Below are 2,466 nucleotides of genomic sequence, written 5' to 3'. Positions count from 1 at the left end.
CGATCAGGCGATCGCCCATGGCAGCGGCACCGTCAGCGCCGCCGCCGTTCGCGCCATGTTGGGCTTGGCCGACCGCGCCCGTATCATCGACCTGTTCGAGCACGTCATGAAGGGCGATGTTGCGGCGGCCTTGTCCGAATTCCGCGCACAATACGATACCGGCGCCGATCCGGCCGCGGTGCTCACCGACCTGGCGGAATTCAACCACCTCGTTACGCGTCTGCGGTTCGTGCCGGCCGCGGCCAATGATGCCTCGCTCTCCGAGGACGAGCGGCGGCGCGGCGCCGAATTTGCGAGCACGCTGTCGGTGCGCGTGCTCTCGCGAACCTGGCAGATGCTCCTGAAAGGTATTCCCGAGGTGCAGTCCTCCAACCGTCCGGTCAGCGCCGGCGAGATGGTGCTGATCCGGCTGGCGCACGCCGCCGACCTGCCGACGCTGGACGAAGCGCTGAAATCGCTCGAGGGGGCGGCCCCTGTGCCGAATGGCGCTCCGCGCGCCAATGGAGCGCCGGCAAGCAGTGGCGGCGGCACAAATGCCGTGGCGCCGGCGCGGATGCCGGCCTCTAACGGCGGAGGGCAGACCATGCGGCTGGTCGAGATGCAGCCCGCGCCCGCCGCCTTCGTCCCGGCGCCCGAACCGGTCATCGAAACACCGGCCGTTCCGGTGAAGTCGCTGGCCGACATCGCGGCCCTGGCCGATGCCAACCGCGACATCGCCTTCAAGGTGTTGGTCAAGCGCTGCGTGCGGCTGGTGCGCATCGAGCCTGGCCGCATCGACGTCAGCCTGACCGACGATGCGCCCAAGATGCTGCTCAACGACCTGACCTCCAAGCTGCGTGCCTGGACCGGCCGCAACTGGCTGGTCTCGCTGTCGAAGGAAGAGGGTAGCAAGACGCTGGCCGAGATGGAGACGACAAAGCGCGAGAACGCCTTCTCCGATGCCAGGAGCGATCCGACCGTCGCCGCCATCCTCGCCCGCTTTCCCGGCGCCAAGATCATCGACGTGCGCATTCCCGATGTGCCGGAAGCGGAAGGCGCTGACGCCGACCTGCCGGTTGAGCCGGCTGCCGACGACGAAGAGATTTAGAGCTGACGAACGCGTCAGGGAAAGAGTACGGACCGGTTTCGGTCAAGATCATATTCGCGTTAACGTAGATTCCAACAAGAGGAAGTTTCACGATGAAGGATCTTCTCGGCCTGATGGGCAAGGCAAAGGAAATGCAGGCCAAGTTCCAGGCCATGCAGGATGAGATCGCCACCCTGGAAGCCACTGGGCAGGCGGGTGGCGGCCTGGTCAGCGTGACCCTGACCGGCAAGTTCGAAATGAAGGCGCTGAAGATCGATCCGTCCTTGCTGAAGGACGACGAGGTGGAGATCCTCGAAGACTTGCTGTTGGCCGCTCACAATGATGCCAAAAATAAGGTCGAGCTGGTCATGCAGGAAAAGACCAAGGCATTGACTGCGGGCTTGCCTATACCGCCCGGAATGAAATTGCCGTTCTAAGGCATCTGCCACCAGTTAATTGATGGTGAACGAAAATTGAGCCCAGGCCGCAATATTAACCATTTTGCCGGCATGCTCACGGGCTCATTTCGCGACATTCATAAAGTTTTACCCAAGTCCAGAGGTTGCTAACCATCTAGCCATCTTTTTGCCTGAAAGAGTCTCATTCTTGCCACATCTCGGGGCGGGCTGGCATCTGGAAATGAGGCTTTTTTGTTGATCGCGACGCGATGGAAGACGCCGCTGCTGCTTATCGGCATCGCCGCTTCCCCCTTGCTCCTGGCCGGCTGCAGCCAGACCGCTTCACATGGCATGTCGGTGGCGAGCCTGACCGACGCCGTCACCCCGAGCTTCCTCAGCTCGCGTTCCTATAAATACTCGATGAAGGACAAGGAGTGCCTGCAAAGGGCGATGTTCTTCGAGTCCAACCGGTCGAGCCGTGACGGCATGATCGCCGTCGGCACGGTCGTGATGAACCGGCTACGCTCGGGACAGCATGGCAGCACGATCTGCGAGGTCGTCGGCGAAAAGGGCCAGTTCGCCCCGGGCGTGCTGACGCGCCCGATGAATTCGCGGGCATTGCCAGATGTCGAGGAAGCCGCCGAGGCAGTGCTGAAAGGCGAGCGCAAGGCCAAGCTCAAGAACACGATGTTCTTCCACACCGCCGGCCTGCGTTTCCCCTACAAGAACATGCACTACACGATGGTGGCCGGCGGCAATGCCTTCTATGAGAAGCGCGGCCGCAACTGGCAGCCGTTGTCGGATGAGCCGATGGTCGCCATGGCCTCCGGCAAGTCGCAGAAGACCGACCCCACCGCTCCGGTCCTCGTCGCTTCCGCCGAGCCGGTGGTCAAGACGATCGTTCATGCTGATCCGGCCAAGCAGGCCGCTACGACCGCGGCTGCCGCGCCAGCGCTTCCGGCCAAGACCACAACCGTTGCTGCCCAGCAGACCTATGTGACG

Annotated in this window: 2 protein-coding genes and 1 pseudogene; all 3 read left to right on the top strand. The window is 62.8% G+C overall.

Features of this window, described 5'->3' with window-relative positions:
- A pseudogene (locus tag EOA60_RS28650) lies at window positions 1-1,087 on the top strand (DNA polymerase III subunit gamma/tau); the annotation flags it as partial.
- Window positions 1,088-1,179: 92 nt separating this feature from the next.
- Window positions 1,180-1,503: a YbaB/EbfC family nucleoid-associated protein gene (locus tag EOA60_RS28645; RefSeq protein ID WP_066996259.1), complete on the top strand. Its 324-nt coding sequence runs from the start codon at window positions 1,180-1,182 to the stop codon at window positions 1,501-1,503.
- Between the two features lie 216 nt (window positions 1,504-1,719).
- The coding region (locus tag EOA60_RS28640) for a cell wall hydrolase (RefSeq protein ID WP_164899615.1) at window positions 1,720-2,466 on the top strand (747 nt) is incomplete at its 3' end.

This window comes from Mesorhizobium sp. M1A.F.Ca.IN.020.06.1.1, assembly GCF_004023265.1.
In the GTDB taxonomy this organism is placed as follows: domain Bacteria; phylum Pseudomonadota; class Alphaproteobacteria; order Rhizobiales; family Rhizobiaceae; genus Mesorhizobium.
The sequence above is the reverse complement of the archived record's forward strand: the minus strand, read 5'-3'. Positions and strand labels throughout refer to the sequence as shown.